The 25,482-nt window shown below is 70.4% G+C and carries 25 protein-coding genes; 13 read left to right on the forward strand and 12 right to left on the reverse strand.

All coding sequences use genetic code 11. From position 1 onward, the window contains the following. The first annotated feature begins 82 nt into the window (after positions 1-82). From OHT51_RS28545 to OHT51_RS28570, 6 genes are all read left to right on the forward strand, one after another. Positions 83-316, forward strand: coding sequence for a hypothetical protein (locus OHT51_RS28545; RefSeq protein WP_391395076.1), 234 nt, complete (start codon positions 83-85; stop codon positions 314-316). Then, positions 313-528, forward strand: coding sequence for a hypothetical protein (locus OHT51_RS28550; protein ID WP_328427765.1), 216 nt, complete (start codon positions 313-315; stop codon positions 526-528). The genes OHT51_RS28545 and OHT51_RS28550 overlap by 4 nt, the downstream gene beginning before the upstream one ends. 30 nt (positions 529-558) lie before the next feature. Next, complete coding sequence (locus tag OHT51_RS28555) at positions 559-1,188, forward strand: DUF1266 domain-containing protein (protein ID WP_328881771.1); 630 nt, start codon at positions 559-561, stop codon at positions 1,186-1,188. A gap of 67 nt (positions 1,189-1,255) precedes the next feature. Then, the gene (gene recO / locus OHT51_RS28560; RefSeq protein WP_328881772.1) at positions 1,256-2,002 is read left to right on the forward strand and encodes a DNA repair protein RecO; all 747 of its coding nucleotides are present in this window, start codon (positions 1,256-1,258) and stop codon (positions 2,000-2,002) included. Between the two features lie 17 nt (positions 2,003-2,019). Further along, entirely contained in the window at positions 2,020-2,859 is an 840-nt protein-coding gene (locus OHT51_RS28565) for an isoprenyl transferase (protein ID WP_328881773.1), read from the forward strand. A 28-nt stretch (positions 2,860-2,887) separates the two neighbouring features. Then, positions 2,888-3,427 (forward strand): YcxB family protein, encoded by a 540-nt coding sequence (locus OHT51_RS28570; protein ID WP_328881774.1) that lies wholly within the window; start codon positions 2,888-2,890, stop codon positions 3,425-3,427. A gap of 9 nt (positions 3,428-3,436) precedes the next feature. Here OHT51_RS28570 and OHT51_RS28575 read toward each other — a convergent pair whose 3' ends face one another. Genes OHT51_RS28575 through OHT51_RS28590 form a run of 4 tightly spaced genes read right to left on the reverse strand, consistent with a single transcriptional unit; the run spans position 3,437 to position 6,567 of the window. Further along, positions 3,437-3,853: a Fur family transcriptional regulator gene (locus OHT51_RS28575; protein ID WP_328881775.1), complete on the reverse strand. Its 417-nt coding sequence runs from the start codon at positions 3,851-3,853 to the stop codon at positions 3,437-3,439. Between the two features lie 59 nt (positions 3,854-3,912). Next, entirely contained in the window at positions 3,913-4,815 is a 903-nt protein-coding gene (locus tag OHT51_RS28580; RefSeq protein WP_328881776.1) for a metal ABC transporter permease, read from the reverse strand. Further along, positions 4,815-5,582 (reverse strand): metal ABC transporter ATP-binding protein, encoded by a 768-nt coding sequence (locus tag OHT51_RS28585; protein WP_328881777.1) that lies wholly within the window; start codon positions 5,580-5,582, stop codon positions 4,815-4,817. The genes OHT51_RS28580 and OHT51_RS28585 overlap by 1 nt, the downstream gene beginning before the upstream one ends. Before the next feature lie 19 nt (positions 5,583-5,601). After that, positions 5,602-6,567 (reverse strand): metal ABC transporter solute-binding protein, Zn/Mn family, encoded by a 966-nt coding sequence (locus OHT51_RS28590; RefSeq protein WP_328881778.1) that lies wholly within the window; start codon positions 6,565-6,567, stop codon positions 5,602-5,604. Positions 6,568-6,729: 162 nt separating this feature from the next. On the opposite strand from OHT51_RS28590, the gene OHT51_RS28595 reads away from it, so the two are divergent. Beyond that, a complete protein-coding gene (locus OHT51_RS28595; protein ID WP_328881779.1) occupies positions 6,730-8,112 on the forward strand; it encodes a glycine--tRNA ligase in 1,383 nt (460 codons plus the stop codon). Positions 8,113-8,319: 207 nt separating this feature from the next. After that, entirely contained in the window at positions 8,320-8,931 is a 612-nt protein-coding gene (locus OHT51_RS28600; protein WP_328881780.1) for a LysE family translocator, read from the forward strand. 3 nt (positions 8,932-8,934) lie between these two features. Here OHT51_RS28600 and OHT51_RS28605 read toward each other — a convergent pair whose 3' ends face one another. Continuing rightward, complete coding sequence (locus OHT51_RS28605; protein WP_328881781.1) at positions 8,935-9,981, reverse strand: chitinase; 1,047 nt, start codon at positions 9,979-9,981, stop codon at positions 8,935-8,937. Between the two features lie 211 nt (positions 9,982-10,192). Between OHT51_RS28605 and OHT51_RS28610 the strand changes: the two genes are divergently transcribed. Next, positions 10,193-11,200, forward strand: coding sequence for an aldo/keto reductase (locus tag OHT51_RS28610; RefSeq protein ID WP_328881782.1), 1,008 nt, complete (start codon positions 10,193-10,195; stop codon positions 11,198-11,200). A 41-nt stretch (positions 11,201-11,241) separates the two neighbouring features. Further along, positions 11,242-11,841 carry a TetR family transcriptional regulator gene (locus OHT51_RS28615; RefSeq protein WP_328881783.1) on the forward strand — a complete coding sequence of 200 codons (600 nt, stop codon included), beginning with the start codon at positions 11,242-11,244 and terminating at the stop codon, positions 11,839-11,841. Between the two features lie 4 nt (positions 11,842-11,845). Here the strand turns inward: OHT51_RS28615 and OHT51_RS28620 are convergent, their stop codons facing one another. The 3 genes from OHT51_RS28620 to OHT51_RS28630 all read right to left on the reverse strand — a co-directional run bounded on the left by OHT51_RS28620 (position 11,846) and on the right by OHT51_RS28630 (position 14,284). Further along, on the reverse strand, positions 11,846-12,469 hold the full coding sequence (locus tag OHT51_RS28620) for a GNAT family N-acetyltransferase (RefSeq protein ID WP_328881784.1): 624 nt from the start codon (positions 12,467-12,469) through the stop codon (positions 11,846-11,848). A gap of 10 nt (positions 12,470-12,479) precedes the next feature. After that, a complete protein-coding gene (locus OHT51_RS28625; RefSeq protein ID WP_328881785.1) occupies positions 12,480-12,698 on the reverse strand; it encodes a hypothetical protein in 219 nt (72 codons plus the stop codon). Positions 12,699-12,856: 158 nt separating this feature from the next. Next, entirely contained in the window at positions 12,857-14,284 is a 1,428-nt protein-coding gene (locus tag OHT51_RS28630) for an MFS transporter (protein ID WP_328881786.1), read from the reverse strand. A 101-nt stretch (positions 14,285-14,385) separates the two neighbouring features. On the opposite strand from OHT51_RS28630, the gene OHT51_RS28635 reads away from it, so the two are divergent. Then, a complete protein-coding gene (locus OHT51_RS28635) occupies positions 14,386-15,306 on the forward strand; it encodes a helix-turn-helix transcriptional regulator (RefSeq protein ID WP_328881787.1) in 921 nt (306 codons plus the stop codon). Positions 15,307-15,314: 8 nt separating this feature from the next. Here OHT51_RS28635 and OHT51_RS28640 read toward each other — a convergent pair whose 3' ends face one another. Further along, positions 15,315-16,760 (reverse strand): MFS transporter, encoded by a 1,446-nt coding sequence (locus OHT51_RS28640; RefSeq protein WP_328881788.1) that lies wholly within the window; start codon positions 16,758-16,760, stop codon positions 15,315-15,317. Between the two features lie 64 nt (positions 16,761-16,824). On the opposite strand from OHT51_RS28640, the gene dusB reads away from it, so the two are divergent. Continuing rightward, positions 16,825-18,015, forward strand: coding sequence for a tRNA dihydrouridine synthase DusB (gene dusB, locus OHT51_RS28645; protein WP_328881789.1), 1,191 nt, complete (start codon positions 16,825-16,827; stop codon positions 18,013-18,015). Here the strand turns inward: dusB and OHT51_RS28650 are convergent, their stop codons facing one another. The 3 genes from OHT51_RS28650 to OHT51_RS28660 all read right to left on the reverse strand — a co-directional run bounded on the left by OHT51_RS28650 (position 18,016) and on the right by OHT51_RS28660 (position 23,761). Further along, complete coding sequence (locus tag OHT51_RS28650; protein WP_328881790.1) at positions 18,016-20,079, reverse strand: sulfatase-like hydrolase/transferase; 2,064 nt, start codon at positions 20,077-20,079, stop codon at positions 18,016-18,018. 176 nt (positions 20,080-20,255) lie between these two features. Beyond that, positions 20,256-22,193 carry an amylo-alpha-1,6-glucosidase gene (locus OHT51_RS28655; protein WP_328881791.1) on the reverse strand — a complete coding sequence of 646 codons (1,938 nt, stop codon included), beginning with the start codon at positions 22,191-22,193 and terminating at the stop codon, positions 20,256-20,258. After that, the gene (locus OHT51_RS28660; protein WP_328881792.1) at positions 22,190-23,761 is read right to left on the reverse strand and encodes an MGH1-like glycoside hydrolase domain-containing protein; all 1,572 of its coding nucleotides are present in this window, start codon (positions 23,759-23,761) and stop codon (positions 22,190-22,192) included. Before OHT51_RS28660 ends, OHT51_RS28655 begins: the two co-directional genes overlap by 4 nt. Before the next feature lie 120 nt (positions 23,762-23,881). Between OHT51_RS28660 and OHT51_RS28665 the strand changes: the two genes are divergently transcribed. Then, positions 23,882-25,084 carry an ROK family transcriptional regulator gene (locus OHT51_RS28665; protein WP_328881793.1) on the forward strand — a complete coding sequence of 401 codons (1,203 nt, stop codon included), beginning with the start codon at positions 23,882-23,884 and terminating at the stop codon, positions 25,082-25,084. The last annotated feature ends 398 nt before the right edge of the window (positions 25,085-25,482 follow it).

Genomic DNA, 25,482 nt, shown 5'->3' on the forward strand with positions numbered 1-25,482 from the left:
ACCCCCTTGTACTGCCCTGCACTTGTAGGGCACAGACTCCTGCCGAGTGTAGGCGTCGCAGGTCACCATGGAGATGAAATGCGTGAAACCCAAATGGGAGGGGAGCAAGGTGTCGGCACGACACTCGGCGCGCTGCGTCGAAGAAGCGGAGGAAGCAGTGAAGGAATTGCGGGCGGTGCTGGAGAAGGCAGGAATTACGCTTCCGACACTCCGGATCGATCCGGCGAGTCTTGCGCGTGAAGCCCCTTGCCCGCTCGTCGAATTGGGCCGGTGTTCGGTCGAGACCGCGCAGCGCCTCGCGGCGGTGTTGCGGTGAAGCCACCGATCGGGTCGTACGTCGTGGACACACGCAGGGGGAGGATCGGCGTCGTGATGGGACATGAGGGGCCGTACGTTCAGCTGAGACCGTACGGGGGCGGGAAGGAGTGGGACGCCGAGCCGGGCGCCGTACGCACGGCCACCCCCGCCGAGCGGCTGCGCGCGGCGACGGCGTACGCCAACGCACGCAGCCGGGGTGAGGTTCCTTGACGTAAGGGCGGGCCCGTAAAGTGCGGCGGCATGGGCTTGTGGAAGAGATGGAGGAGGCGGGGGCCGACGACGTCCCGGCGCTATCCCGTGCCGCTCACCACGCACCAGCTGTGGATGGTGTCGCTGAGCGCGCCGGTGAGCCGGGACAGCGGCGCCTCGCGGAAGACCCTCTACCCGTACACGCGGATCGACGACGACAGTGCCCGGCGCTGGCTGGCCGAGCAGTGGGAGATCACCTCGCGTGTGGAGCTGGTCGACCGGCTCGACGACCTGTCCCGCAGCGGGTACCGGGCACGGGCGCTGCAGGTCACCGGTGTCGCGCCGCTCGCCTGGGACGCCGCGCTCTACGTCGACATCACCCGCCGTGGCTTCGGCTGCGGGCTGATCGACGAGCCGGACGCCTGGACCGCGCTGAAGAACATCGTGCCGGCGGTGGTGGGGACGTACGGCTCCTGGCAGGAGTACGCCGCTCACTATCTGCTCGGCCGGCAGGTCTGGCGGGAGGGGCTGCAAGGGAGGGCGGAATCCGCCTCCGACCTCCCGGCTCCGCAGGCCACCGCCGACGCGCATCTGCGGGCGCTGCTGGACCCGGCGAATCGTTCCAGCCCTTGGAACCTCGCCCCCTGGGGCACCATCAGCCACCCGGACCGCCCCCGCTGACTCCGGGCGTACGAGAGAATGACCCCATGAGTCTGTTCCCTCGGCCGGAAGTCCACGGAGGCCCGCGATGAGCCTCTTCCGGGATGACGGCGTCGTCCTGCGGACACAGAAACTCGGCGAGGCCGACCGGATCATCACCCTGCTCACCCGTGGACACGGGCGGGTGCGGGCCGTGGCCCGGGGTGTGCGGCGGACGAAGTCCAAGTTCGGGGCCCGCCTCGAACCCTTCTCCCACGTCGACGTGCAGTTCTTCGCGCGGGGGAGTGAGCTCATCGGGCGCGGGCTGCCGCTGTGCACGCAGAGCGAGACCATCGCTCCGTACGGGGGCGGAATCGTCAGCGACTACGCGCGCTACACCGCCGGGACGGCCATGCTGGAGACCGCGGAGCGGTTCACCGATCATGAGGGCGAGCCGGCCGTACAGCAGTACCTGCTGCTCGTCGGGGCCCTGCGCACCCTCTCCCGTGGCGAGCACGCCCCGAACCTCGTTCTCGACGCCTTCCTGCTGCGGTCGCTCGCCGTCAACGGCTACGCCCCCAGCTTCAGCGACTGCGCGAAGTGCGGTATGCCCGGTCCGAACCGATTCTTCTCCGTGGGCTCCGGGGGCTCGGTCTGTGTCGACTGCCGGGTGCCCGGTAGCGTCGTACCGTCGCCGCAGACGCTCGAACTGCTCGCCGCGCTGCTTACGGGAGACTGGGAGTCGGCGGACGCCTGCGAGTCGCGGTACGTCCGCGAGGGCAGCGGGATCGTGTCCGCCTATCTGCACTGGCACCTGGAGCGCGGGCTGCGCTCGCTTCGGTACGTGGAAAAGTAGAGGGAGACGGAAAGCACATGGTTGTGAGTGGGTTCCTGGGGCGCCGGCGCCGCGAGTACAAGAAGCCGGAGCCGCATCCCTCCGGTGCCCGCGCGCCGAAGCTCCCCGGCGAGCTGGTCGCCAACCATGTGGCGATCGTCATGGACGGCAACGGCCGCTGGGCGAAGGAGCGCGGGCTGCCGCGCACCGAGGGCCACAAGGTCGGTGCCGAGCGGGTGCTCGACGTCCTCCAGGGCGCGATCGAGATCGGCGTCGGCGCGATCTCCCTGTACGCCTTCTCCACCGAGAACTGGAAGCGGTCGCCGGACGAGGTGCGCTTCCTCATGAACTTCAACCGCGACTTCATCCGCAAGACCCGCGACCAGCTCGACGAGCTGGGCATCCGGGTGCGGTGGGTCGGCCGGATGCCCAAGCTGTGGAAGTCGGTCGCCAAGGAGCTGGAGATCTCCCAGGAGCAGACCAAGGACAACGACAAGCTGACCCTGTACTTCTGCATGAACTACGGCGGCCGGGCCGAGATCGCGGACGCCGCGCAGGCCCTCGCCGAGGACGTCCGGGCCGGGCGGCTGGACCCGTCCAAGGTCACTGAGAAGACCTTCGCGAAGTACCTCTACTACCCGGACATGCCCGACGTGGACCTGTTCCTGCGCCCCAGCGGCGAGCAGCGCACCTCCAACTACCTTCTCTGGCAGAGCGCTTACGCCGAGATGGTCTTCCAGGACGTCCTGTGGCCGGACTTCGACCGGCGTGACCTGTGGCGCGCCTGCGTGGAGTTCGCCTCCCGCGACCGGCGGTTCGGCGGGGCGATCCCGAACGAGGAGCTGCTGGCGATGGAGGGCCGGCAGGAGGACTCCTAGTCACCGGCTGACGGTACGATCCCGCCTCATGGTCATGGACATGGGGCGGGAAGCCACTCAGGAGCAGGACGTCGTAGAGCTGGTGTACCAGCCGACCGTGAAGGACCTTGATCAAGCGCTGCGGGCGCGGCTGCGCGCCAGCCGGTCGGGACGCATGCAACGGTGGCTGCCCGGCGCCATGGCCGTCCTGGCCCTGTTGATGCTGGCGCTCGTGATCGCCACGGGCAGCGGATCGCCCATAGTCATCCTCTGGTTGCTCGTGGCGGCGGTGATGGTGGCGGCCATCCCCTGGTTCCAGGCCCGCCAGTTGCATCGGTTTGCCCAGCGGCAGGGCACCTGCCGCACGCTGGTGACGGACACCGGAGTGAGCATCGCCAACGACGCCGGCACTACGACGATCAACTGGGCCGGGATGCCACGCTACGCGGAGGCCGCGGAGGTGTTCGTCCTGCTCAGTGGCGACAACACCGCTGTTGGTGTCGCGGTCCTGCCCAAGCGCGGCATTCAGGAACCCGCCGACGCCGACAGGTTGCGGGAGATCCTCGACCGCAACCTGACGCGCGTCTGACTCCTGGGATCAGCTCTTCGACGCGGCGCACTCCGCGCATGTGCCGAAGATCTCCACCGTGTGCGCCACGTTCACGAAGCCGTGCTCGGCGGCGATGGCGTCCGCCCACTTCTCCACCGCGGGGCCCTCGACCTCGACGGCCTTGCCGCAGACGCGGCAGACGAGGTGGTGGTGGTGTTCGCCGGTCGAGCAGCGGCGGTAGACCGACTCGCCGTCCGAGGTGCGCAGGACGTCGACCTCGCCGGCGTCGGCGAGGGACTGCAGGGTGCGGTAGACCGTGGTGAGCCCGACCGAGTCGCCCTTGTGCTTCAGCATGTCGTGGAGATCCTGGGCGCTGCGGAACTCGTCGACCTCGTCCAGGGCCGCCGCCACGGCGGCCCGCTGCCGAGTCGCGCGGCCCTTTACGGGCGGTCCAGCGGTCGTCACCGGTTGCCTCCTCACGTCTGCACTTGCCGGGCCATTGTGCCAGCCCGGACAGTGGGCAGTCAGACGCCGACCTTGCCGGTGGCATCCCGGCTGGCCGGAATCGTGCACTCCGCCGGATCGCCGGCGGGTTGCGCCGCGGCCAGCGCCCGGGCCCTGCGGCGGGCCAGCGGGGCCGCCAGGGCGGTCAGCGCGATGAACGCGCCGATGGTCAGCAGCACGATAGTCGCGCCGGGCGGGACGTCCTGGTAGTACGACGTGACCGTGCCGCCGATCGTCACCGTGACCCCGATGGCGACGGCGATCGCGAACGTCGCCGCGAAGCTCCGGGTGAGCTGCTGGGCCGCCGCCACCGGCACCACCATCAGCGCGCTCACCAGTAGCAGCCCGACCACACGCATCGCGACCGTCACCGTCACCGCCGCGGTGATCGCCGTCAGCAGGTTCAGGGCGCGCACCGGAAGGCCCGTGACCCGTGCGAACTCCTCGTCCTGGCTCACCGCGAACAACTGGCGGCGCAGACCGAGGGTGACCAGCACCACGAACGCGGCGAGCAGGATGATCGCCGTCACGTCCGACTCGCTCACCGTGGACAGGGAGCCGAAGAGGTACGAGGTCAGGTTGGCGTTCGAGCCGCCCGGCGCGAGGTTGATGAGCATCACGCCGCCGGCCATACCGCCGTAGAAGAGCATCGCGAGGGCGATGTCGCCGCGGGTCTTGCCGTACCAGCGGATCAACTCCATCAGCACCGCGCCGAGGACGGAGACCAGCGTCGCCATCCACACCGGCGACCAGGAGAGCAGGAAGCCGAGGCCGACGCCCGTCATCGCCACGTGGCCGATTCCGTCGCCCATCAGGGCCTGGCGGCGCTGGACGAGGTAGATCCCGACGGCGGGCGCGGTGATGCCGACCAGGACGGCGGCGAGCAGCGCCCGCTGCATGAAGTCGTAGTTCAGGAATTCCATCAGCTCAGCAGCCCCGTCCGGATCGGTTCGGCGTCGTGAGCCGCGTGCGGGTGTACGTGGTCGTGGCCGGGCAGCGCGTGCTGGCCGACGGCCTTCGGGGGCGGGCCGTCGTGCGTCACGCAGCCGTCGCGCAGGACGACCGCCCGGTCGATCAGGGGCTCCAGCGGGCCGAGTTCGTGCAGGACCAGCAGGACCGTCGAGCCGGCGGCGACCTGCTCCCTGAGCGTCTGCGCGAGCACCTCCTGGCTGGCCAGGTCCACACCCGCCATCGGCTCGTCCATGATCAGCAGTTCGGGCTCGGAGGCCAGGGCGCGGGCGATCAGCACCCGCTGGTGCTGGCCGCCGGACAGGGCGTCCACCGAGTCCTTCACCCGGTCCGTCATGCCGACGAGGTCCAGGGCGCGGCGTACGGCCGCGCGGTCGGCCTTGCGGAAGACGCCGAAGCGGGTGCGCGACAGGCGGCCCGAGGAGACGACCTCGCCGACCGTGGCGGGCACGCCGCCCGCGGCCGTCGTGCGCTGCGGGACGTAGCCCACCCGCGCCCAGTCGCGGAACCGGGCCCGCGGGGTGCCGAACAGCTCGATCTCGCCGGCGCTGACCGGCACCTGGCCGATGATGCTGCGCACGGCGGTCGACTTGCCCGAGCCGTTGGCCCCGAGCAGGGCGACGACCTCACCGCGGCCCACGGTGAGGTCGATGCCGCGCAGGACGGGGCGCGAGCCCAGCTCGGCGCGGATGCCGCGCAGCGAAATGACGGGCTCGGTCATGCCGTCCTCCGTAGGTTGGTCACTTGGCCCCCAGCGCGGTCTGCAGCGCCTTGAGGTTGGCCTCCATGACCTGGAAGTAGTCGTCGCCCTTGGACTTGTCGGTGATGCCTTCCAGCGGATCGAGAACGTCCGTCTTGAGGCCCGCGTCGTCGGCGAGGGTCTTCGCGGTCTTGTCGGACACCAGTGTCTCGTAGAACACGGTGGTCACGCCGTCGGCCTTGGCTTCCGTCCGAAGCTCCTTGATCCTGGCCGGGCTGGGCTCGCTGTCCGGGTCGACGCCGGAGATGGCCTCCTGGGTCAGGCCGTAGCGCTCCGCGAAGTAGCCGAACGAGGCGTGGTTGGTGAAGAAGACCTTGGTCTCGGTGTTCTTGAGCCCGTCCGCGACTTGGGTGTTGAGGTCGTCGAGCTTCTTGACCAGCGCGTCGGTGTTCTTCTTGTAGTCGGCCGCGTGGTCCGGGTCGGCCTTCTCGAAGGCCGCGCCGACGCCCTTGGCGATCTCGGCGTACTTCACCGGGTCGAGCCAGACGTGCGGGTCGAGGGCGTGGCCCTCCTCCTCGGAGTGCTCCTCCTCGGAGTGCTCGCCCGCGTGCTCGTGCTCGACGTCGCCGTGGTCCTCCAGCTTGGTGAGCGTGGCAGCGTCGATCTTGGTCTTGAGGCCCGACTGCTCGATGGTCTCGTCGACGGACGGCTGGAGACCCTTGAGGTAGAGCGCCGCGTCGGAGTCCTCCAGCTGGGCCCGCTGCCGGGCGCTGATCTCCAGGTCGTGCGGCTCCTGGCCGGGTTCGGTCAGACTGGAGACGTTCGCATGGCTGCCGCCGATCTGCTCGGCGAGGAAGGCCATGGGGTAGAACGACGCGACGACGTCGAACTTGTCCGTGTTGCCCGCGGCCGCGCTGTCCGAGGAGCAGGCGGAGAGCGTGCCGATACCGAGAGCGGTGACGGCCGCCAGCGCAAGCCCGGATATGTGATGTCGTCGTACGTTCATGACAGTCATTTTCAGCAAAGGTGGAAACGATTGTCAACAAGCGTGAGGGGCTGTCCACAGAGGGCTACCGATTTGGTTGAGGGGGAGGACCCGCCGGTACCCTGAAGCATTCGCTGTGAAGCGCCTCGCTTCGTCGCCCGTCGTCGTAATGAAGAGAGCACCGTGGCCGCCGACAAGATCGACACCATCGTCAGCCTGAGCAAGCGCCGTGGCTTCGTATTTCCCTGCAGTGAGATCTACGGCGGTCAGCGTGCCGCATGGGATTACGGGCCGCTGGGTGTCGAGCTCAAGGAGAACCTCAAGCGCCAGTGGTGGCGCTACATGGTGACGTCGCGCGAGGACGTGGTCGGTATCGACTCGTCCGTGATCCTGGCCCCCGAGGTCTGGGTCGCCTCCGGCCACGTCGCCACCTTCACGGACCCGCTCACCGAGTGCACCTCCTGCCACAAGCGGTTCCGCGCGGACCACCTGGAGGAGTCGTACGAGGAGAAGAAGGGCCGCGCCCCGGAGAACGGCCTCGCTGACATCAACTGCCCCAACTGCGGCAACAAGGGCCAGTTCACCGAGCCCAAGCAGTTCTCGGGTCTGCTGTCGACGCACCTCGGCCCGACCCAGGACTCCGGCTCGATCGCCTACCTGCGCCCCGAGACTGCACAGGGCATCTTCACCAACTTCGGTCAGGTGCAGACCACCTCGCGCCGCAAGCCGCCGTTCGGCATCGCGCAGATGGGCAAGTCCTTCCGCAACGAGATCACGCCCGGCAACTTCATCTTCCGCACCCGCGAGTTCGAGCAGATGGAGATGGAGTTCTTCGTCAAGCCGGGCGAGGACGAGAAGTGGCAGGAGTACTGGATGCAGGAGCGCTGGAACTGGTACACCGGCCTCGGTCTCCGCGAGGAGAACATGCGCTGGTACGAGCACCCGGCTGAGAAGCTCTCCCACTACTCCAAGCGCACCGCCGACATCGAGTACCGCTTCTCCTTCGGCGGCAGCGAGTGGGGCGAGCTGGAGGGCGTCGCCAACCGTACCGACTACGACCTGAACGCCCACTCCAAGGCCTCCGGCCAGGACCTCTCCTACTTCGACCAGGAGGCCGGCGAGCGCTGGACGCCGTACGTCATCGAGCCCGCGGCCGGTGTCGGCCGCGCGATGCTGGCGTTCCTGCTCGACGCGTACGTCGAGGACGAGGCGCCGAACGCCAAGGGCAAGATGGAGAAGCGCACGGTGCTGCGGCTCGACCCGCGTCTGGCGCCGGTGAAGGTCGCGGTGCTGCCGCTGTCGCGCAACCCGGAGCTGTCCCCGAAGGCCAAGGGCCTCGCGCAGGCGCTGCGGCAGAACTGGAACATCGAGTTCGACGACGCCGGCGCGATCGGCCGTCGCTACCGTCGCCAGGACGAGATCGGTACGCCGTTCTGCGTGACCGTCGACTTCGACACGCTGGACGACAATGCGGTGACCGTGCGTGAGCGGGACTCGATGAAGCAGGAGCGCGTGTCGCTGGACCAGATCGAGGGGTACCTCGCTGCGAGGCTCGTCGGTTGCTAAGTGGTTGCTAGACCGCTGAGCGGGGCTGCGTCCGCCTTGCTTGTGTGATTCGCCGGCCGCGGGTTCGTCGTGGCTTGTCGCGCAGTTCCCCGCGCCCCTCAGGGGGTGCGGGGAACTCTGCGTTTGTGGGGCGCCGGTGATTGGTCCTCTTCGGGCGCGGGCGATTGGACCTGTTGGCGGGGTGCCCGGGGCCGGAGGGTGGCGGGCATGAGTATCGCCTTCTTGCTGACCACCCTTGTTGTCGTTGCGACGCCCGGGACCGGTGTCGTCTACACCCTGGCGGCCGGGCTGTCCCGTGGGCGGCGGGCCAGTGTTGTCGCCGCGCTCGGGTGCACCCTCGGGATCGTGCCGCACGTGCTGGCCACGGTGACCGGGCTGGCGGCGCTGTTGAATGCCAGCGCTGCTGCCTTCCAGATCCTCAAGTACGCCGGTGTCGCCTATCTCCTCTACATGGCCTGGGCGACCGTGCGGGACAAGGACGCGATCGCCGTCGAGGAGGGCACCACCCCGGACTCGGCGCGGCAGGTGATCGTCCGGGCCGTGCTGATCAACATCCTCAATCCGAAGCTGACGATCTTCTTCTTCGCGTTCCTGCCGCAGTTCGTGAGCCCGCACGAGCCGCACGCGCTGATGCGGATGCTGGCGCTGAGCGGGGTGTTCATGCTGGCGACGTTCCTGGTCTTCGCGGCGTACGGCGTCCTGGCCGCCTCGGTGCGCAGCCACGTCACCTCCCGGCCGAGGGTGATGACGTGGCTGCGGCGGAGCTTCGCCGGCTCGTTCGTGGCGCTGGGGGCGAAGCTCGCCCTCACGACCAAGTGAGCCTCAACGGCCTTGCAAGGACTTCACGTTGTCGCCGAACGTCCAGTTCTTCGAGCCGTCCCAGTTGAGCGACCAGGTCATCAGGCCCTTGAGGGACGTGCCGTAGTGGCGCCAGGCCTGGGCGACCAGGGACGGGGACATGTAGCCGCCGCCCGCGCCGGACTGGGCGGGCAGGCCCGGTACCTGCTTGTCGTACGGGACCTTGATGGTCGTGCCCTGGATGACCAGGCCCTTGTCGAGGCAGTCGGTCTGGGCGGTGAAGCCCTGGACGGTGCCGGCGGAGTAGGAGTCGCCGGAGCAGCCGTACATGCTGCCGTTGTAGTACTGCATGTTCAGCCACCACAGGCGGCCGTTGTCGGCGTACTTCTTGATCACCGGCAGATAGGCGCCCCAGATCGAGCCGTAGGTGACGCTGCCCCCGGTGACGTAGGCGGTCTCGGGGGCCATGGTGAGGCCGAAGTTCGACGGCATCTGGGCCAGGACCCCGTCGATGATGCGGATCAAGTTGGCCTGTGATGTGGAGAGTTGGCTGATGTTTCCGCTGCCGACCAGGCCCGTCTCGATGTCTATGTCGATGCCGTCGAAGTTGTGCTTCTTCAGGATCGGGACGATCGTCGCGACGAAACGGTCCGCCACGGCCGTCGAACTGAGGTCGATGCCGGCCGTCGCGCCGCCGATCGAGAGCAGGATCGTCTGGCCCGACGCCTTCGCCGCGCACATCTCCGCGGGCGTCGCCACCTTCACGCCCGTGTCCATGCCGTCTTCCCAGAGCGCGGTGCCGTCGGAGCGGATCACCGGGAAGGCCGCGTTGATCACGTTGTAGCCGTGGGCCGCGATGCGGGAGTCGGTGATCGGGGTCCAGCCGAAGGGCGGGTGGACCCCGTTGGCGGCGCCGTCCCAGTTCTCCCAGTAGCCCTGGAGGACCTTGCCGGACGGCTTCGACTTCACGGCACAGGTGTCGGCGGCGACGGCGGGTGCGGCGACGGGGACTTGGGTCAGACAGGCGGTCGCCAGGGCGGTGGCGAGCAGGCGCAGGGCGCGGCGGAGCATACGGGGCCTCCCGGTGGGGGGTGCGGTGAGGTGTCGTAGGCATGACAGTGCTCGTGGTCCAGACCTTTCGTCAATAGGTCTGGACCACGTTGGTGCATGGGCCGGCAAGTGCTGGTGCATGGGCCGGCAAGTAGGGACTGGCAAGTGCGGGCTGACAAGTATGGGCTGACAGATATTGAAATCTGTCAGCTGTTAGGGCAAGGTGGAAGACATGACGATGCGAACCCGTTCCCTCGGAACCACCGGCCCCCAGGTCTCCGCCCTCGGCCTCGGCTGCATGGGCATGTCCGCGCTGTACGGCGACGCGGACCGCGCCGAGTCGATCGCCACCGTGCACGCCGCCCTGGAGGCCGGCGTGACCCTGCTCGACACCGGCGACTTCTACGGCATGGGCCACAACGAGATGCTGATCGGCGAGGCCCTGCGCGCCGCGCCCGCAGGGCTGCGCGAACAGGCCCAGGTCAGCGTGAAGTTCGGCGCGCTGCGCGACCCGGACGGCGGCTGGGTCGGCTACGACGGCCGCCCCGCCGCCGTGAAGAACTTCGCCGCGTACTCGCTGCAGCGCCTCGGCGTGGACCACATCGACGTGTACCGGATCGCCCGGCTCGACCCCGACGTACCGATCGAGGAGACGGTCGGCGCGATCGCGGAACTGATCGAGAAGGGGTACGTCCGGCACGTGGGCCTCAGCGAGGTCGGCGCCGACACCATCCGCCGGGCCGCCGCGACCGCGCCGATCGCCGACCTCCAGATCGAGTACTCCCTGATCTCCCGCGGCATCGAGGAGTCGGTCCTGCCGACCACCCGTGAGCTGGGGATCTCCATCACCGCGTACGGCGTGCTGTCCCGCGGGCTGATCTCCGGCCACTTCGCCCCGGACCGGCAGCTCGCCGCGAACGACTTCCGCGCCTACTCGCCCCGCTTCCAGGGCGAGAACCTCCAGCACAACCTGACCCTGGTCGAGGCGCTGCGGAAGATCGCCGAGCAGAAGGGCGTCTCCGTCGCGCAGATCGCCATCGCCTGGGTGCTCTCCCGCGGCGATGACATCGTGCCGCTGGTCGGCGCCCGCACCCGGGAGCGGCTCACCGAGTCGCTGGGCGCGCTGGACGTCACGCTGGACGCGGCCGACCTGGCGGCGATCGAGGAGGCGGTGCCGGCGGACGCGGCGGCGGGCGACCGCTACCCGGCCGCGCAGATGGCGCACCTGGGCAGCAAGTAGTGGCCCCGGCCCCGGGTCCTGGGCCGGGTACGGTCTAGGGCATGTCGCAGACGCCCACGACCCTGACCGCCGAGCGCATCCTCGAAGCCACCGAGGAGGTGCTGCGCCGTCACGGCCCGGCCAAGGCCACCGTGGTCGACGTGGCCCGCGCGCTCGGCGTCAGCCATGGCAGCGTCTACCGGCACTTCCGTACGAAGGCGGCGCTGCGGGAGGCGGTGACGAAGAGGTGGCTGGACCGGACGACGGGGATCCTGGCCGCCATCGTGGCCGCCCCGGACCTCGATCCGGAGACCCGGGTGCGCGAGTGGCTCGCGGCCCTGTTCGCCGCCAAGCGCCGCAAGGCGTTCGACGACCCGGAGCTCTTCGCCACGTACTCGGTGCTGACCACCGAGACCGTCGAAACGGTCGTCGGCGAACACATCGCCGAACTCACCGGCCAGCTCACCGAGATCGTCCGCACGGGCGCCGAAGCGGGCGCCTTCACCACCGAGGACCCCGCCACCACGGCGTTCGCCCTCTTCCGCGCGACCGACCGCTTCCACGACCCGCACTTCGCGGGGGAGTGGGAACAGCCCGGGGTGGAGGGGGAGTTCGAGGCGGTCGTGGACCTGTTGATGCGGGGGCTGCGGGCTCGGGGCTGAGCCGTCACAGGCGGTCCGGTTCACCGGTCGTGCGTCCGAGGTAGGTGACCGGGCCCGGATCCGGGACGTCGATCTCGTGGAAGCCGAGGCGATCGTAGAAGGCCCTGGCCGGGGTGTTGGCCGTGACCATGGAGAGATGGACGGCCGGGACCTCCTGGTCGTGGAGGGCCCGCAGCAGGGTGCGCATGAGCGCGCGGCCGTGGCCCCGGCCCTGCCACGCGGGAAGCAGGTCGATGTGGAGGTGGGCCGGGTAGGCCGCGACCTCCGGGACGAGCATGCGCTCCGGGTGGTGCAGCAGGCCGAGCATCCGCTCGTCCGGGGTGGTCGGGGGATCGGGCGGCTCGGGGCGGCGACGGGCGGCCACGGGCAGCCACTTCGTGCGGAAGGCCGTCACGAAGCGCGGGGTGTCCGCGGTGCCCAGGATGTAGCCGACCGCCCGGCCCGTCCCGTCGTCCAGGACGAACGCGAGATCCGGTTCCAGGGCGACGTACGGGAGCGCGAAGGCCGCCGGGAAGATGCCTGGATCCCGGTAGTGCGGCCGGCTGTCGCCGCCCTCGTGGGCCGTGCGGACGCAGATGTCCTCGACGGCCGCCCGGTCCCCGGGGTGGTACCGGCGGATGCCGGTCATCGGGCGTGGGTCATCGGTCGGACTGGGCGTCCGTCGGGTCCACCGTTGCCTGGTGGGCCTCCGCCAGGTGTTCCTCCGCCTTCAGCCAGGGCAGGAACTGGGCGTTCTTGCGCCAGCCGCAGGTGTCGCATCTGATCGTGCGTTGCGCGCCCTTGCGCTGTACTCGCACGACGTGCTCGCGTCCGTGGTGGTCCCAGCGGCTCACCTTGCTCGTGTTGATCTCCAGCATGACGCCTCCAGCGTCCGAGGACATCGAGTCCGCGTGCCCGGCCGGGAGCAGCCGTGCGCAGCAAGGAGTGTGCAGCAAGACCAACATCAACAGGGACTTTTCCCCGGCGAGTTGACCAACCTGTGGCCACACCCTCACCGGATGATCTCAACGGGGGGTCAGCCGATCGTGCGCGGCAGACGCAGGCTGAGCAGGCCTGTCAGCGCCACTCCGGCCATCTGGACCAGGAGCGTGGTGACCAGGGCGTCGCCCATGCCCATCGTCGAGCTCAGGGAGAGGAAGAGCGTGCCCAGCGTCGCCACACCCAGAGCCAGCGACGACTGCTGGGTCGTGATCATCACCCCGCTGCCCACGCCTGCTCGCGCGGCCGGCACCTCGGAGAGGACGATCCGGAAGATGACCGGGAGTTGGAGGGCCTGCCCGGCACCGGCTATCGCCGCGCCCGGAAGCAGCTCGACGAAGCCGAAGTCCGGCCAGAAGCGCCAGGCGGCCACCGCCATCAGCGCCACGCCCACCCCCTGGATCGCCGCACCGGCGGTCACGACACGGGTGCCGTAGCGAGCGACCAGCCGGGGACCGGCCAGCGAGACGAAGAAGAACACCACCGCCATCGGCACGAGCGCCAGTCCCGCCGCGACCGGGCCGAGTCCCGCACCCTGCTGCAACGCCACCGCGATCACGAACATGAAGCCGCTGAAGCCGATCGAGAACGGCACGATCATGATCAACCCGCGCCGGAGGGACGTGAGCTCGAACAGGCTCGGCGGTACGAGCGGAGTGCGCCCCGCCCGGTCCGCCCTGCGCTCCACCGCGTAGAACGCCCCCGCCGTGAACGGGAACGCCGCCAGCGACAGCCACGTCCACAGCGGCCAGCCCGCCGCCCGGCCCTCGGTGAGCGGGGCCAGCAACGCGAGGAGGGAGACGGCGAGCAGGACCGTGCCGGGTCCGTCCAGCGGCTCGGGGCGCTGGGAGCGGGTCTCCGGGACCGCGCGGGAGGCCAGGAAGAGGCCGACGAGGACGACGGGGACGTTGACGAGGAAGACCGAGCGCCAGCCGGTGCCCGCGATGTCCGCGGCGACGAGCACGCCGCCGAGGATCTGCCCGGCCACCATCGACAGACCGGCCGTCGCGCCGTACAGGCCCATGGCCTTCGCGCGGCGCTGACCGCTCGTGGCCGACTGGATCGTGGCCAGCACCTGCGGCAGCATCGCCGCCGACGCCGCGCCCTGTGCGACCCGCGCCGCGACGAGCGTCCACGCGCTGGGCGCGAGCCCGCACGCCAGCGAGGTCAGCCCGAACGCCGCCATGCCGCCCAGGAAGAGGCGCCGCCGGCCGAACAGGTCACCGAGCCGCCCGCCGAGGACGAGCAGCACGGCGTACGCCAACCCGTAGCCCGCGACGACGAGTTCGAGCACGGCCTCGCTCGCCGCGAGATCGTGGCCGATGGTGGGCAGGGCCACGTTGACGATGAAGAAGTCGATGAGCGGAAGTGCCGCGCCCAGCAGCACCGTGAAGAGTCCGAGGCCGCCGAGCGACGGTGGTGCCGCGATGGCCGGGGCCTTGCGTGAAGTGATGGTTTCGGTCACGGTCAACAGCCTGTGCCCGCTCCGAGACGGGTACCAGAGTGTCCTTATCCTGGTAGCGGGAGCACCTGGAAACAGGATCCGGGGAGCGGCAGGCTGGAGGAATGACGACCATGGCCGAGGAAACGGCGACCGAAGCTCCCCGCCCCGTCGCCGCGTCGGCGATCCGGCGCCACGAACTCGCCGCCTTCCTGCGCCACCGCCGCGAGCACATCACCCCCGAGCAGGTCGGCCTGCCCCGCGGCCGCAGGCGCCGCACCCCGGGCCTGCGCCGCGAGGAGGTGGCCCAGCTCGCCGCCGTGGGCGTCACCTGGTACACGTGGCTGGAGCAGGCGCGGGACATCCAGGTCTCCGTCCAGGTCCTGGACGCGCTCGCCCGCACGCTGATGCTCGACCCCAGCGAGCGTTCCCACCTCTTCCAGCTGGCCGGGGCGGTGGATCCGACTCCGGCGACGACCTGCCCGTCGGTGACGCCCGCGATGCGGGCCGTCCTGGAGCAACTGGAGCCGTACCCGGCCTGTCTGCAGAACAGCCGCTACGACATCCTCGCCCACAACCGCACCTACGGTCTGCTGCTGTGCGACCTGGAGGCGGTGCCGCCCGAGGACCGCAACTGCCTGATCCTGTCGTACACGCACGAGGAGTGGCAGTCGTCGATCGTGCACCTGGAGGAGGTCCAACGCCTCATGGCCGCCCGCTTCCGCGCCGCGATGGCCGGCCACCTGGCCGAGCCCGCCTGGAAGATGCTGCTGAAGAGGCTGCGTGCGGAGTCCCCGCGGTTCTGCGAGGCCTGGGACCGCCACGAGGTGGTGTCTCACCGCAGCAAGCGCAAGGAGTTCCTCAACCGTCATGTGGGGCGGGTGGTCGTCGACCACACGGACCTGTGGCTGAGTCCGGAGGTGGGGCCGAGGATGGTGACGTACGTGCCGGCGGACGAGGAGTCGAGGGAACGACTGGAGAAGCTGCACGAGATCGCCCTCGCAGGGGCGCGGGGAACTGCGCGACCAGCCCCCACCGGCCGTTAGCCGCAGCCCTACGCACTGACCCGGGACGCGTCGCGAACCTCCACCGACTCCAGCCGCTCAGCCGTACGTTCAGCAGTACGCCGAGCCCACGGCCCGCTCGTGACCGCGCCCACGATCAGGACCATGAGTCCACACCCGGTGAGGATCCACCAGCCGGGCACAGCGGCGTCGACGAACGTCTGCCGGTACGACGACACCGACACCCCGGCCGCCAGCACGGCACCGACCACGGCCACCCCGAGCGTCTGCCCCAACTGCCGGCTCGTGGACGCGACGGCCGCCGCGACCCCGGCCTGCGCGCGCGGCATTCCGGAGACCGCCGTGTTGGTGATCGGCGCGTTGACGAATCCGAAGCCGATGCCGAACATCGCGTACCCGAGGATCAGCGTGGCGTTGGACGTCTCGGCGTCGAAGAGGGCGAACAGGGCCGCGCTCAGGGTCATCGCGGTGCCGGCGATCAGCAACGACAGCCGTGGCCCCCGGGTGCCCACGAGCCGACCCGACAGGGGTGCGCACAGGAACATCGGCGTTGCCATCGGCAGCATCCACAGTCCCGCGTGCAGGGCGTCCAGCCCCCGCACGTTCTGGAGGTACAGCGTCGACAGGAACAGGTACCCGCCCAGCGCCGCGAACGCGCTGACCGCGATCACCGTGGCCCCGCTGAACGGTGCCGAACGGAAGAACCGCAGGTCGATGAGGGGCTCGGCGCGGCGGGGCTCGTAGATCAGGAGGGCGATCAGTGCGGCCACGGCCACGCTGCCGAGGAGCAGGGTCTCGGACGCGGGTGCCGTCGGCGCCGCGATGATCGAGTACGTCAGTGCGCCGAACAGCGCGATGACCAGCACCTGGCCGACCGGATCGGGGCGGCGGGCCCGCGCGGCGCGGGACTCGGGGACGTAGCGGAGGGTGAGGAGGAGCGCCGCCAGGCCCACCGGCAGGTTGACCCAGAAGATCGACCGCCAGCCGACCGACTCCACCAGCAGCCCGCCGACCAGCGGGCCCGCCGCCATGGAGAGGCCGACCACGCCACCCCACACCCCGATCGCCCGCGCGCGCTCGCGGGGGTCCGTGAAGGTGTTGGTGATGATCGACATCGCGACCGGGTTGAGCATCGAACCGCCCACCGCCTGCACCATCCGGAACGCGATCAGAGCGTTGAGGTTCGGCGCGAGGGAGCACAGCGCCGAGCCGATGGTGAAGATGACCAGGCCCGCCATGAAGACGCGCTTGCGGCCGATCCGGTCCGCCGTGGAGCCGGCCAGCATCAGCAGCGAGGCGAGGACGAGGGTGTACGCGTCGATCGTCCACTGCAGGCCCGACGTGCTCGCGTCGAGGTCGCGCTGCAGGGCGGGCAGGGCGACATTGAGCACGGTGTTGTCGAGGCTCACGATCAACAGGCTCATGCAGCAGATCGCAAGGACCAGCAGTCGGCGGCGAGGGCTGAGCTCCGGCATCCTTGAATAGTATGCCTAACTAATGAATTTCGCCGCACCCGGTCCGGTACGTGAGAATGGGTGGATGTCCATGACCGCCCCGCCCGCTGTCTCGCCCGTCGCCCCGCCCCTGCCGATCGGCCCGCACACCGTGCAGCCGCCCGTCGTCCTGGCCCCGATGGCCGGGATCACGAACGCGCCCTTTCGCACGCTGTGCAGGGAGTTCAGCGGCGGCAAGGGGCTGTTCGTCAGCGAGATGATCACGACCCGGGCGCTGGTCGAGCGCAACGAGAAGACCATGCAGCTGATCCACTTCGACGCGACCGAGAAGCCGCGCTCGATCCAGCTGTACGGCGTCGACCCGGCCACCGTCGGCAAGGCCGTCCGCATGATCGCGGAGGAGGGCCTGGCCGACCACATCGACCTGAACTTCGGGTGCCCGGTGCCGAAGGTGACGCGCAAGGGCGGCGGCTCCGCGCTGCCGTACAAGCGGAACCTGCTGCGGGCGATCCTTCGGGAGGCGGTCAGCGGGGCCGGTGACCTGCCGGTCACGATGAAGATGCGCAAGGGCATCGACGACGATCACATCACCTACCTCGACGCCGGCCGGATCGCCGTCGAGGAGGGCGTGACGGCCATCGCGCTGCACGGCCGTACGGCCGCCCAGCACTACGGCGGCACCGCCGACTGGGACGCCATCGCGCGGCTCAAGGAGCACGTCCCGGAGATCCCCGTGCTCGGCAACGGCGACATCTGGTCGGCCGAGGACGCGGTGCGGATGGTCCGGGAGACCGGGTGCGACGGAGTGGTCGTCGGGCGTGGCTGCCTGGGGCGGCCGTGGCTGTTCTCGGACCTGGTCGCCGCCTTCGAGGGGCGGGACGAAGCCAGTACCGGAGGCACTGACGGACACGGCGCGCGTCCCGGCCTGCGCGAGGTCGCCGACGTCATGGTCCGGCATGCCACGCTGCTCGGCGAGTGGATCGGGGACGAGGCGCGGGGTGTCATCGACTTCCGCAAGCACGTCGCCTGGTATCTGAAGGGCTTCGCGGTCGGCTCCGAGATGCGCAAGCGGCTCGCCGTCACGTCGTCGCTGGCCGAACTCCGGTCCGGGCTGGACGAGCTGGACCTCGACCAGGCCTGGCCTGTCGGAGCCGACGGGCCCCGTGGCCGTACGTCCGGCAACAACCGGGTGGTGCTGCCGGACGGCTGGCTGAAGGACCCGTACGACTGCGCGGGCGTGGGCGAGGACGCCGAGCTGGACACGTCCGGGGGCTGACTAGTTCGAGGCGCGCGGTGTCGAGCCGTACGCCGTCAGGAAGCGGTCCCGGAAGGCGCTCATCCTCCAGACCGGGGCGTCCTTGGCGGGCTTGAGGCCGTCCGTCCAGTTCCAGTCGGCGATCTTGTCGAGGACCTTGGGGTCCTTGGCGACGATGGAGATCGGTACGTCACGGCTGGCGTGGTTGCCGCTGACGCGGGCCATGGGCTGGTGGTCGCCGAGGAAGACGAGAACGGTGTCGTCGGTGCCGTAGCGCTCCATCCACTGCGTGAGGCTGGTCAGCGAGTACTCGACTGACTTGCCGTACTCCTCACGGGACTTCGTCGTGTCGGTGAGGACGTCCCCCGGCTTCTCCCCGGCCTTCTGGATCGCGTCGAAGACCGAGCCGTCGCCCAGGTCCTCCCAGTCGACCATCTTCGGGATCGGGGCCCAGGGCTGGTGGCTGGAGGTCAGGATGACGAAGGACATCAGCGGCTTGTCGTGCTTCTTGCCGTGGATCTGGCGCTGGAAGGCCTCCAGGGCGTACTGGTCGGGCATCGTCGACCAGCTGAACTTCGGGCCCTTGTAGCCCAGTTGCCAGGCGTTGTACAGCCTGTCGAGGCCGTACCACTTCGACTCCGGCCAGCCCTTCTGCACGCCGGGCATGACTCCGACCGTGTCCCAGGCTCCGGTCTTCTGGAACGCCTTGGTGAGGGTGAGGTGCTCGCCGGCGGTGACGGTGCGGTACCGGCGCTGGTTGTCGATCCACAGGCCCGACATGGTCGTGGAGTGGCCCAGCCAGCTGCTGCCGCCGAACGTCGCCGAGGTCAGCCAGCCGCTCCTCGCGTGGAATCCCGCCTTGGCCAGGGCCTCGTTGCTCGCGTCGAGGGTTCTGCCGACGCCGGGGGCCATGAGCGGGTCCTCGATGGCGCTGCGGCCGTAGCTCTCGATGAACGTGAAGACGACGTCCTTGCCGCGCAGGTCCGGCAGCAGTTGGTCGGGGGGCGTGTTGCCGAAGGTGTCGGCCTTGGCCTCCTCGGCGAACCGGGCCTCGTCCTCCAGGGAGTCCACCGTCCGCTGTGCGTGGGTCCTCAGAGCGCCGGCGGCGTGGTCGGAGGCGATCGGTATGCCGAAGGCCTGGAGGTTGAGTGCGGTGCAGGTGATCCAGACCGTGCCGGCTATGAGCGCCCCCTGGGTGGCCCTCGCCTTGTGCGCCGTGAGGAGGGTGCTGAGGTGGATCGTCGCGGCTGCCATCAGGGCCATCAGCAGCAGGATCAGGATGACGCCGCCGATGGCAGCGCCGGTGGCCACGGCTCCGCCCATCGTGTCGGCGACGTATGACTGGGCGTCGGGGAGGAGGTCCCAGTCCAGGGCGGCGTTGAAGCCTCGGCCGAGGTACTCGTTGAAGCCGATGTCGAGGAGGTTCAGCACGGTGAGTACGGCGAGGCCGATGCCGTAGAGCGTTGCCGCGATGAGTCTTGGGCGGCGGGGGAGGGCGAGCATGACCACTGCGCCGATGATCGCCTCCGCGGGGATGCGGGTGAATCTGTTCGGCTGCAGGGCGGGGAGGGTGTTGGGGAGGAGGAGGGCGGCGAGGATCAGGGCGGCGGCGAGGGTGGTGGTCGTCCAGTGGAGGGCGCGCCTGATTCTGATGGCGCGGGTGGTGGGGGGCGTTGCTCCGGGCTCGGCTGCGCCTTCGCCCGTGTCGCTGTTCCCACCCGCACCACCCGTGCTGCTTTCGCCGCCGGGTGCGGGTGGCCCCTGTGGGGAGCCCTTCCCGTCGGCGACTGCGGGTTCGTCGGCGGGGTCTGGTGCGTCCCCGCTGTCGGCTGCCGCGGGTTCGTCGGAGGGGGCGGGTGGTCCTTGTGAGGTGTCCTCGCTGTGGGTGCCCGCGTCGTCGTGGGGCGCTGCTGTCTCGACGGAGGGGGCGGCGGGTTCCTGTGCCGTGTCCTCCTCGGCGGCGGATTCGGGCGGGGCCTGCGGGGAGTCGCCGGCGTCGGTCGGCGTGGGCTCGCTGAGGGACGTCTCGTCGGGCAAGGTGTTCTTCTTGCCGGGTAGTTGACGTAGGCGCGTGAAGACAGGCACCCGAAGGTCCTTCCGTGCGAGGCCCCTGGTGGAGTGGTGCGGCGGGCCTCGCTGGGGAGGCTGGGGGCCCGCCGTCATCCCGTACGGCCGGCCCCCGGTCGGTGTTCAGCTCCGGTGCCCCAGCGCTCGGCAAACGCTGGGCAAACGGCAGGCCAACAGGCCCGCGGACAAGATGTCTAGGCCCCGCCCACCGCCGTCAGCAGCGCCAGCGGGGCCGCCGCCGAGCGGGACTCGCGGACGCAGGCGTGCGGGTACGGCACGGGCTCCGCGTGGGTGTCGCGGCCGTAGCCCGCGAGGACCTCCGGGAGCCGGTGGCCGGTGGTCGTCGCCGCGTCGACCAGGGCGTGGGCCACCGTGCGGGCCTCGTCGTGCAGGCCGTAGCGGGCCAGGCCCAGGGTGATCAGCGCGTTGTCGTGCGGCCAGACCGAGCCGCGGTGGTAGGAGAGGGGGTGGTAGGCAGGCTGGCCGGAGGCCAGGGTGCGCACTCCCCAGCCCGAGAAGAAGTCCGGTTCGAGGAGGCGACGGCCCACCGCCTCGCCGTACTCCTTGTCCAGCAGGCCGGACCACAGGAGATGCCCCGCGTCCGAGGCCAGCGCGTCGACCTGGCGGCCCCCGCCGTCCAGCGCCAGCGCGGGGAAGGAGTGCTCCGGCATCCAGAAGTCCCGCTGGAAACGGTCACGGAGGTCGCCCGCCGCCTGTTCCAGGAGGGCCGCGTAGGTCTCGTCCTGCCACACCGTGCGGGCCAGCCACCCCGTGCGGCGCAGGGCGTCGTACGCATAGCCCTGGGCGCCCGCCGCCATCACGGGGCCGCCGGGACGGGTGCCGTCCGCCGAGCAGATGGCGCCGGGGGAGTCCTTCCAGTTCTGGTTGGCGAGGCCGCCCTGGTCGGCGCGGTAGACCAGGTAGCCGCGGGAGGTCAGCCCGCCGTGGTCCAGCATCCAGCCGATCGCCGCGCGGGCGTGGGGCTCCAGGGCGCGGGCCAGGGCTGTGTCGCCGGTCTGTTCCACGTATGCGCCGAGCAGGATCAGGAACAGCGGCGTCGCGTCCACCGAGCCGTAGTAGCGGCCGTACGGCACCTGCCCGAAGTGCGCCAGCTCGCCGTGCCGTACCTCGTGCACGATCTTGCCGGGCTGGGCGACGGACTCGGGGACCATCTCCGTGGCCTGGGTCGCGGCCAGTGCGGGGAGGGTGGCGGCGGCGAGGCGGGGGCGGTAGGGGAGGGCGAAGAGCGAGGTGAGGAGGGCGTCGCGGCCCAGCAGGGTCAGGAACCAGGGGGCGCCGGCCGCGGGGACGCGCAGTTCCTCGCCGTCCGGGCCCGTCGCCGGGACCTGGAGCGCGGCCAGGTCGGCCAGGCCCCGGGCGCAGGCGGCGGCCAGCTCGGGCCAGCCGGTCGGGAAGGCCACGCCCTCCACGAACTCGCCCTCCTGGGAGAGGAGTTGGGAGGACAGGGCCGCGGGGGAGCGGGGGACGCGCAGGGCGCGTTTGTCGCCGTGCGGGCGGGCCATCACCCGGAGGGTCAGCTCCGCCGTGCCGTGCGGGTCGAGATCGAGGGTCCAGACCAGGCGGCGGGCGCCGGTGCCGGTCTCCTCCACGCCGTCGGGCGCGGGGTCGGCCGTCACGGTGGTGATCGAACGCCATTCGCCTCGCTGGTACGTGAACTCCACACCGTGGTCCAGGACCTGGCGGGAACGGGTGACGCCGGTCTTGGCGTACGTGCGGTGGTCGGAGCGCAGCTCGAACTGGTCGGTGAAGTCGGCGTCCGCGGTGATCGCCAGGCGGATCGTCGTCGGCACCGGGCGGTTGCTCGTCACACGCAGGGACTCGATGAACGACCCGTCCCCGACGGCCTGTTCACGGAAGAGGGTGTAGGCCGGAGGCTCGTTGCGGCCGCCGCGCGGGACCAGGACACAGCGGGCCGTGTCCCCGTCGGCGACCGGGGAGAGCGCCTCCGGTACCGCGCCGTCCACGGTGAGCTGCCAGCGGCTCAGATGCCGGGCGTCCCGTACGAATAGACCCTCAGGGGAGCCGGCGGCGCGTACGCCGCTGATGTCCCCGCCGTCGCCCACGGCGGCGAACGTTCCCCCGTAGACGAGCAGATGATGGCGGTCCGTCATCCCCGGTCCCCTCCCTTGAGTTTCCTGACGGCGTTCGTGTCCCACGCGGGGTGGTCGTGCAGCAGGTCGAGCGTGAGCGCGGCGGTCCAGCTGAAGCCGGTGGCTCCGCAGGCGTCGCCGCTGTGCGGGCTGACGTACTCGGCGAACCCGGAGGCGTCGGCGGTGTGCAGGATCGCCCTGCGCAGGGCGTCGGCCCGGCCGCGCTCACCGTGCAGCCGGAGCCCGCGCTCCAGCAGCCAGCTCGTGTTGAACCAGGCCGGGCCACGCCAGTAGCGGTGCGGTTCGAAGGCCTCGCCGAGCAGGTCGTAGCTCGGCACGAGGCGGGTCGTGCCGCCGAGGCCGAAGTGGGGTCCGCCCAGCGTCCGCACCAGCGCGGCGGCGATGTCGCGGGGGAGGGTGGGGAGGAGGAGGGGGACGAGGCCGGAGACGCTGCGCTCGCGGATCGGCTCCCCTGCCGCCGACCCGTCGCTTCGCCTCTCGCCCAGCCCGTCGCTCCGCTTCTCGCTCAGCCCGTCGCTTCGCCTCTCGCTCAGCCCGTCGCTTCGCCTCTCGCTCAGCCCGTCGCTCCGCTTCTCGCTCAGCCCGTCGCTCCACGGCTCGACCGGTCCGTCGCTGCGCACGTCCCGGCAGAAGAACATGCCCTCCGCCGGGTCCCACAGTCGCTCGATCAGCGCCGCCGTCAGCCGCTCGGCGCGGGCCTGCCGGGCCGTGCCCGTCGCCCCCAGCTCCCGGGCGATCTCGGCCAGCGCGTGCTCGGACGCGATGAGCAGGGCGTTGAACGCGGGGTCCTCTACCGCGAAGTCCCCGGCGCCGTCCGCGTACCCGCCGTCCCGGTAGTCCGTCGCCAGCCGCACATACCGCCCGTAGTCCAGATCCGTCGGCCGGTCCTCGGCCGCCCCGTGGTCGAGGTCGGCGCGGCGGAAGGAGCGGGCCGGGGCCGGGGTGACGCGGGAGAGCGGGGCGTCCCAGCAGGGGCTGTTGTCCATACCCTGTTCCCAGGGGTGCACGACGGACGCGAGGCCGCCGGCGCCCAGGTCGCGCCGGTGCAGCAGGTAGCGGTGCCAGGCGGCGAGGCGGGGATACATCCGGGTGAGGAAGCCGCGTGCCCGGGACAGGCCCGGGTCGGCGCGGTGCACCAGCCAGGCCGCCAGCGCGTGCACCGGTGGTTGCACGATGCCGGAGGTCTGTACGGTGCGCGGGGCGCCCGCAGCGCGCCCCGCGGTCGAGGAGCGCCAGAAGTCGGGGCTCGGGAAGTAGGCGTCGAGCGGCACGGAGGGGTTGAAGACGATGTGCGGGACCCGCCCGTCACCCCACTGGGCGCCGAGCAGCGTCTCCAGCTCCGTCTGCGCCCGCAGTGGCGAGACGTGCCTCAGGCCGATCGCGATGAACGCCGAGTCCCAGGACCACTGGTGCGGATACAGACTGCGCGAGGGCACCGTCGAGGCGCCCGTCCAGTTGTCCTCCAGCACCCGGGCAGCCCTGACGTGCAGTGAATCCGCCACGGGAGGCGGATCGTATGCAATGTCACGCTCCGTGGGGCGGGCTGTGAGCTGGGCAGTGCGATCCACTCGGGGCTCCCCGAAAGACGTCCGGCCGACCGGTTCGGTCATGGCTACCGTAGGGTTACGTCTATTTAACACGCAAAACCCAATATGTAATGCAGAGTTGAGAAGCACAAGGGGGTGTGCATGAGCGCACGGGGCCAAGCGAGTGCCGGGGAACTGCTCGAACTGGTGCGGAGCGGGCGAGCCGTCACGCGCGGAGCGCTCCAGCAGGCCACCGGCCTCTCCCGCGCCACCGTCGGTCAGCGCCTCGACCGCCTCTTCCGGGCCGGCTGGCTGCGCGAGGGCGCCGGCGGTCCCGTGGACTCCCCGCTGGGCGGCCGTCCCTCCATCACCCTGGAGTTCGACGACGCCCACGCCGTGGTCCTCGCCGCCGACCTGGAGACCCGGCACGCCCGTGCCGCCGTACTGTCCCTGCGCGGCGAGATCCTCGCCGAGCACACCGGCACGCTGGTCATCGAGGACGGACCGGACGTGGTGCTGGGCGAGCTGGGGCACTGGTTCGCCGAGCTGCTGGAGAAGACCGGGCGCCGGGCCGACGAGGTGGGCGGCATCGGGCTCGCGGTGCCGGGTCCGGTGGACAGCGGGACCGGCCGGGTCGTCCAGCCGCCGATCATGCCCGGCTGGGACGGCTACGACATAACCGGACGCCTGGCCAGGGCCTTCACGGAGGCCACCGGCGCCGCGCCGGTCCCGGTGCTGGTCGACAACGACGCCAACCTCATGGCGTACGGCGAACAGCGCACGGGCTTCCCCGACTGCTCGGCGTTCGTCCTGGTCAAGGTGTCGACCGGCATCGGCGCCGGGGTCGTGGTCGACGGCTCCATCTACCGGGGCATCGACGGGGGCGCCGGCGACATCGGCCACATCCGGGTGCCGGCGGGCGCGGACGCGCTGTGCCGGTGCGGTTCGTACGGCTGCCTCGCCGCCGTCGCCAGTGGCGGCGCCGTGGCCCGGCGGCTGGCCGGGACCGGGGTGCCTGCGGCGTCCGGCTCGGATGTGCGGGACGTGCTGGCGTCCGGGCATCCGGGGGCGTCGGCGCTGGCACGGGAGGCCGGGCGGCAGGTCGGGGACGTACTGGCGACGGTCGTGACGCTGCTCAACCCCGGGGTGCTGATGATCGCCGGGGATCTGGCGGGGACGCCCTTCCTCACCGGTGTACGGGAGTTGCTGTACCAGCGGGCGCTGCCGCGCTCCACCGCTCATCTGAACGTCGTGACCTCGCGGCTGGGGGAGCGGGCCGGTCTGGTGGGTGCCGGGGCGCTGGTTGTGGAGCATCTGTACGCGCCCTCCCGGGTGGAGGAACGGCTGCTCGCGCTGGGTGTGTGACGTCCGTGTTTCCCGTCTCGGGGCACGTCCGCATGGTGAAATCCCGTCGGCTGTGGCAGCGTGATTCTCGCCACCCTTGATAAGGGTTGCGCTCAGATGAGCGGATCTTGAGCGGCTGCACTTCTCCAAGGGGTGGCACTCGGTGCCACCCTTTGATCGTTCATCGATCGAAATCAAACGTGCGGGATGACCGCTCATCTGAGCGATTTACCGCACCTGTGAACCTTCTTGCGTTCAAGAAGTGAAAACATCCGCCCGTCGCGGCTTGCCAAGCCTTGACTTTCGATCCACTGGCGGACGGGTGGTTACAGGCGCATGACGCGTGAGTAGACGTACCCAGGCGCCTTCGATCTGGGTATGTTCCTCGCCGTCAGGGCAGCCACCGCGTCCTCGAGGGA

It is taken from the genome of Streptomyces sp. NBC_00299 (assembly GCF_036173045.1).
Lineage (GTDB): Bacteria > Actinomycetota > Actinomycetes > Streptomycetales > Streptomycetaceae > Streptomyces > Streptomyces machairae.